Here is a 5,925-nt window from a genome sequence, read left to right as displayed (position 1 = left end):
CGATGCCGAGCAGCAGCACGAGGATCGAGACGACGAGCGCGATCATCGTGACCTTGTCGCGACGGATCCGGGCCCACACGATCTCCCAGGGAGAGCGGCCCTTGATCGCGACGGCACCGTCGGTCGCGACGGTATCGGCCTCCTCGAGGCGCTCGCCGGTGTCCTCCTGGCCCGGTGCGATCGTCATGCGCTGCTGAACCTCATCTGTCGGGGGAACGACGCCGGCTGCGACGTTGGGTGAACGGACAAAACCTTAGACCAGCGCGTCCCGCATCCTGAACAATCGCCGGCTGCCGTCGCCGGATTGTGACCGTCTTCCCGTCCGTGCTGGGAATCTGCTGGTATCGGCATGAGCCCCGACCGCGGAACGTCGCTCGACGACGACACCCCGTGCACGCCGACCCACCTCGACCATGGACACGCTACGACGCGAGCATGCCCCGTCACGACGGGATACACCACCTGGCGTGTAATCCTGTGTGACATCATCCGGCGAGCTGGATCGTCGCCAGGTCGACATGTCCCCCCAAGAGCGGGTTGTCCGAATACCCCACGACGCCGGACCCGTGGATGAACATGTTCCGCTGCTGGGCGAGCGCGATGTGCCCCCCGAGCTTCGCGATCTGCTGGTCCACTGCCCCCCAGGCGGCGTCACGCCGGTTGTCGTCGGTGATCGCGTATGCCGCGTCGATGGCCGCGTTGACCCCTGCGTCGGCGAAGTAGCCGTAGTCCTGCCCCGGCCCGGTCGCGGTGAGGTTGACGCGCGAGTCGAAGTTGTTGGGGACGACGGTGGACCCGCTCGGCCAGTCGGCGCTCCAGCTGGCCCGGAAGACGTCGTACTTCTTCGCCGCCTCCGGGCTCGCGATGGTCGCGTAGTAGCTCGTGGTGATGGGGTCGAGGGTGACGCCGAACCCGGCCCTCTCCCAGCCCACCTTGAGGGCCGCGAAGGCCTTGTCGGCGTCCCCGGACTGCCGGTAGGCGACCTGGATCGGCACCGGCAGGCTGACCTTGTGGGCGGTCAGCAGGGCCCGGGCGCGGACCGGGTCCCCGCTCGTCCCGACCCCAAAGGGATCGGCATCCTGGCGACCCGGCACGGTGCTCGCGAGCACCGAGAAGCTGGGCGTCATCGCAGTCGGGCCGCCGTAGGCCGACACGAAGGCGTCACGGTTCGTCGCCATCGCCAATGCCTGTCGCATGGTGACGTCCGACATCGCGGGCCTCGAGAGGTTGGGCACGAGATATTCGACGCCGGGTGCCACCGGGTTGGTGACTCGCAGGGAGAGGTCCTTGCTGGCCAGCAGCTGCTGCTGCAGGGCGGGCGGCGCATCCGCCCACGTGACGGCGTCGCGGTCCTCGCCCTTGTCGTCGATGATCCGCTGGATCGCGGTGGTCGTCGCGATGCCCTCGCGCACGTCGATGATCTCGGGGTTGGCCTGGCGGACCGGGTCGCTCAGGGGGATCCAGCTGCGGTTGCGCACGAAGCGTCCGCCGTCACCGGGCTTCCAGGTCCCCTCGAGGAGGTAGGGGCCGCAGGAGAACACCGAGAATCCGCCCGCACCGCGCTGGTCCTGGTCCTTGCGCACCGGGGCGAAGGCGGGCAGCGAGACGGCCTGGTTGAAGTCGTGCACCGGGACCTTGAGGTGGAAGGTCAGTACCGACCCCTCGCAGGTCACGGCCTTGTCGTAGAGGTCCTGGCCGGTGCCGGCATACGGGCCGGCGTAGGCGGGGACGTCCACGCCCGCGGCGCTCTTGACCAGGGGGATGTCGAGCAGGGACGCGGCATACGGCGGACCGCCGGTGAGGGTGTCGCGGGCGAAGTTGCGCGAGACCCCGTATCGGACGTCCTCGCAGGTCACCGGGCGGCCGTCCTGCCAGCGCCCCTCGGAGACGATGGTGAAGGCCCACGTCCGACCGCCGTCGGCCTCTCTCCCGGTGTCGGTCGCGAGGTCGGCGAGCAGGCCGGGGAGGAAGCCGACGCTCGTTGGTGCCTGCGTGGTCAGCGTCCGCAGGTAGGTCCGGACGGCGAACTCCGCCTCCGGGCCGCCGTACATCCGCTGGGGGTCCCAGTGCGCCACCGGGGTGTCGAGCAGGACGTGCAGGGTGCCCCCACGGCCCGTGCCCGTGACCGGCGTCCCCCCCGTCGCGGCGCAGGAGGACAGCAGCAGTGCCGCCAGGAGTGCCGCCGCCCCGACCAGCCGAAGGCGGACCCGGCGCCCCGCTCCGGGCCGGCCGACGGACGGACGGACCGTCACGTGATCCACGAGCTCCGGCCGTGGGGCGGCGGTCTCAGGCCTGAGCGGTCTTGGCCGCCGAGCGGGCCCGCGACGCGGTCCGGGCGCGGTCGCCCATGTCGAGGACGACCTTGCGGATGCGCACCGCCTCGGGCGTGACCTCGACGCACTCGTCCTCGCGGCAGAACTCCAGCGACTGCTCGAGGCTGAGGCTGCGCGGGGGCACGATCTTCTCGAAGTTGTCCGAGGAGGAGGCCCGCACGTTGGTGAGCTTCTTCTCCTTGGTGATGTTGACGTCCATGTCGTCGGCGCGGGAGTTCTCCCCGACGATCATGCCCTCGTAGACCTCGGTGGTCGGCTCGGTGAACAGGGTGCCGCGCTCCTGGAGGTTGACCATCGCGTAGGCCGTGACGACCCCCGTGCGGTCGGAGACGAGCGATCCGCTGGTGCGCGTCGTGATGGCGCCGAACCACGGCTCGTAGGCCTCGAAGACGTGGTGGGCGATGCCCGTGCCACGGGTCTCGGTGAGGAACTCGGTGCGGAAGCCGATGAGGCCGCGGGACGGGACGAGGAACTCCATCCGGATCCAGCCGGTGCCGTGGTTGACCATCTGCTCCATCCGGCCCTTGCGCGCCGCGAGGATCGGCGTGATCGGGCCGAGGAACTCCTCGGGCGTGTCGATGGTGAGCCGCTCGACGGGTTCCTGGACCTTGCCGTCCAGCTCGCGGGTGACGACCTGGGGCTTGCCGACCGTCAGCTCGTGGCCCTCGCGACGCATCTGCTCGACGAGGATGGCGAGCGCGAGCTCGCCGCGGCCCTGCACCTCCCAGGTGTCGGGACGTTCGGTCGGCAGGATCCGCAGCGAGACGTTGCCGACGAGCTCGCGGTCGAGGCGGTCCTTGACCATCCGGGCCGTGACCTTCGACCCGCGCACGCGGCCCACCATGGGGCTGGTGTTGGTGCCGATGGTCATCGAGATGGCCGGCTCGTCGACGGTGATCAACGGCAGCGGGATGGGGTTGTCGGCGTCGGCGAGGGTCTCGCCGATGGTGATCTCGGGGATCCCCGCGACGGCGATGATGTCTCCCTGGCGGGCGCTCTCGGCCGGCTTGCGCTCGAGCGCCTCGGTCATCAGCAGCTCGGTGATCTTGACCTTCTGCTGGGTGCCGTCGTGGCGGCACCAGGTGACCCACTGGCCCTTGGAGATCGTGCCGTTGAACACCCGGAGCAGCGCGAGGCGACCGAGGAAGTTGGAGGAGTCGAGGTTGGTCACGTGCGCCTGCAGCGGCGCCTCGTCGTCGTAGACCGGGGCCGGGATGGTGTTGAGGATCGTGGCGAAGAGGGGCTCGAGGTCCTCCTCGTCGGGCATGCCGCCGTTCTCGGGGCGGGTGAGCGACGCGCGGCCGGCCCGCGCCGAGGCGTAGACGATCGGGAAGTCGATCTGGTGCTCGTCGGCGTCGAGGTCGAGGAACAGCTCGTAGGTCTCGTCGACGACCTCGGCGATGCGGGCGTCGGGACGGTCGACCTTGTTGATGCACAGGATCACCGGCATCCGCGCCGCGAGGGCCTTGCGGAGCACGAAGCGGGTCTGGGGCAGCGGGCCCTCGGACGCGTCGACGAGCAGGACGACGCCGTCGACCATCGACAGCCCGCGCTCGACCTCGCCACCGAAGTCGGCGTGGCCCGGGGTGTCGATGATGTTGATCGTCACGCCCTCGTTGAGCCCTGCCTCGGCCGCGGACTTGCCGGTGTAGTGCACCGCGGTGTTCTTGGCGAGGATGGTGATGCCCTTCTCGCGCTCGAGGTCACCGGAGTCCATCGCCCGTTCGTCGACGTGCTGGTGAGCGCCGAACGCGCCGGACTGCCACAGCATCTTGTCGACGAGGGTCGTCTTGCCGTGGTCGACGTGGGCAACGATGGCGACGTTTCGGATGTCGTCGCGGAACTTCAGGGCCATGGACACGATTCTCTCAGGGTTTCCGGGCTGCGCCGACCATCCGCCGTTCCAGCAGGGCCACGACGGGCAGGTCCGCGGGGAGCCAGCCCACCGCATACAGCTGCCCCACCTCGAGCCAGCGCAGCTCGTCGTGGTCCTCGATGGGCTGGGGGTCGCCCTCGGTCACCACCGCGAGCCACACGTCCATCCGGTAGCGCTCGCCGAGCGGCCAGCTGCCGTCCCCACCCTCGGCGGCGATGACCTCGCCGAGGCGGACGGCGACACCGAGCTCCTCACGGATCTCGCGGTGCAGCGCCTCGATCGGGCTCTCCCCCGGGTCGACCTTGCCGCCGGGCAGCTCCCAGCCGCCGGCGAGCGCCGGCGGTTCGGTCCGGCGGGCGGCCAGCAGCCGGGTGGGGTGCTCCAGGTCGTCGACGACGGCTGCGGCGACCACGCGGATCGGCTGCACCCCTGTTTCCGACGACACCTCCCCACGGTATGCCGCCGCTCCGCCTCGGTAAGCCTCGCCTTGGATGACACGCAGCCCGGAGGCGGGTCAGGATTGTCCTATGGCACGAATGCTCACCCCCGAGGAAATCACCCGACAGGTCGCCGACCTCACCGGCTGGCGGCACGAGGGCGCGAGCCTGCTCGCGACCTACACCTCCCCGTCCTTCCCCGCCGCGATCATGTTCGTCGACGACGTCGCCGAGGCCGCCGAGGAGATGCAGCACCACCCCGACATCGACATCCGGGGGACGACGACGCACTGGACCCTCTCGACCCACTCGACCCATTCGGCCGACTCAGCCGAATCAGCGGTCGGTCTCACCCAGCTCGACATCGAGCTGGCCCACCGGATCGCCCAGTCGGCCCACCGTGGTCGCGCCACTACCGAGGAGGTCAGCGCGTGAGCGCCGAGCCCAGAACGCAGTCCGATGCCGAGCAGGGCCCCACGAGCGAGGACGCGGAGCTCGCGACCAAGGACGCGGACCTCGCGGAGCAGCACGAGGAGCCGCACGGCGACCCCGGGGGCCGCCTGAACTGGTTGCGCGCCGCCGTCCTCGGCGCCAACGACGGCATCGTCTCGACCGCCGGCGTCATCGTCGGCGTCGCCGGCGCGACCACCGCCCGGTCACCGATCCTCACCGCAGGCGTGGCGGCGCTCGTGGCCGGCGCCCTCAGCATGGGCGTCGGGGAGTACGTGTCCGTGAGCACCCAGCGCGACACCGAACGCGCCCTGCTGGCGAAAGAGCGGCTTGAGCTCCAGGAGACCCCCGACGAGGAGCTGGCCGAACTGGCCGAGCTCTACCACCACCGGGGCCTGGACCGGGAGCTCGCCCACGAGGTCGCCGTCCAGCTCACCGCCCGCGACGCGCTGGCCGCCCACGCCGAGGTCGAGCTCCAGATCGACCCCAACAACCTCACCAACCCCTGGCACGCCGCCTACGCCTCGACGGCCGCCTTCACCATCGGCGCGGTGCTGCCGTTCGTCGCCGCCCTCGTCGCCTCGCCGAGCCTGCGGGTCCCCCTCCTCGTCGTGTTCGTCGTCGTCGCCCTCGGACTGACGGGTGTGACGAGCGCCCGCCTGGGTGGTATGCCGGCGCCCCGTCAGGTCGCCCGCAACGTCCTCGGCGGTCTGCTGGCGATGGTCGTGACCTATCTCATCGGCCGGCTCGTGGGTACGGCCCTCTGAGCTGAGGGCGGCGCGAGCCTGACCGATCGCGGGCGGCCGGGTGGCGTCCGCTCCCCGGCCCT

At 70.6% G+C, this 5,925-nt stretch carries 5 protein-coding genes and 1 pseudogene; 2 read left to right on the top strand and 4 right to left on the bottom strand.

Features of this window, described 5'->3' with window-relative positions; all coding sequences use genetic code 11:
• The 4 genes and pseudogenes from Q0R63_RS05705 to Q0R63_RS05690 all read right to left on the bottom strand — a co-directional run.
• Positions 1–187: pseudogene (locus Q0R63_RS05705) on the bottom strand (hypothetical protein); the annotation flags it as partial.
• A 298-nt stretch (positions 188–485) separates the two neighbouring features.
• A complete protein-coding gene (locus Q0R63_RS05700; protein WP_295695187.1) occupies positions 486–2,252 on the bottom strand; it encodes an ABC transporter substrate-binding protein in 1,767 nt (588 codons plus the stop codon).
• A 34-nt stretch (positions 2,253–2,286) separates the two neighbouring features.
• Positions 2,287–4,188, bottom strand: a complete 1,902-nt coding sequence (gene typA / locus Q0R63_RS05695; protein WP_295695185.1) for a translational GTPase TypA — start codon at positions 4,186–4,188, stop codon at positions 2,287–2,289.
• Positions 4,189–4,201: 13 nt separating this feature from the next.
• Positions 4,202–4,654 (bottom strand): (deoxy)nucleoside triphosphate pyrophosphohydrolase, encoded by a 453-nt coding sequence (locus Q0R63_RS05690; protein WP_295695183.1) that lies wholly within the window; start codon positions 4,652–4,654, stop codon positions 4,202–4,204.
• 82 nt (positions 4,655–4,736) lie between these two features.
• Here Q0R63_RS05690 and Q0R63_RS05685 point away from each other — a divergent pair, with 82 nt between their 5' ends.
• Entirely contained in the window at positions 4,737–5,081 is a 345-nt protein-coding gene (locus Q0R63_RS05685; RefSeq protein ID WP_295695181.1) for a 4a-hydroxytetrahydrobiopterin dehydratase, read from the top strand.
• Positions 5,078–5,863, top strand: coding sequence for a VIT family protein (locus Q0R63_RS05680; RefSeq protein ID WP_295695179.1), 786 nt, complete (start codon positions 5,078–5,080; stop codon positions 5,861–5,863). The genes Q0R63_RS05685 and Q0R63_RS05680 overlap by 4 nt, the downstream gene beginning before the upstream one ends.
• Positions 5,864–5,925: the final 62 nt, after the last annotated feature.

This window comes from Lapillicoccus sp. (assembly GCF_025353065.1).
Taxonomy (GTDB): Bacteria; Actinomycetota; Actinomycetes; order Actinomycetales; family Dermatophilaceae; genus Lapillicoccus.
The sequence above is the reverse complement of the archived record's forward strand: the minus strand, read 5'-3'. Positions and strand labels throughout refer to the sequence as shown.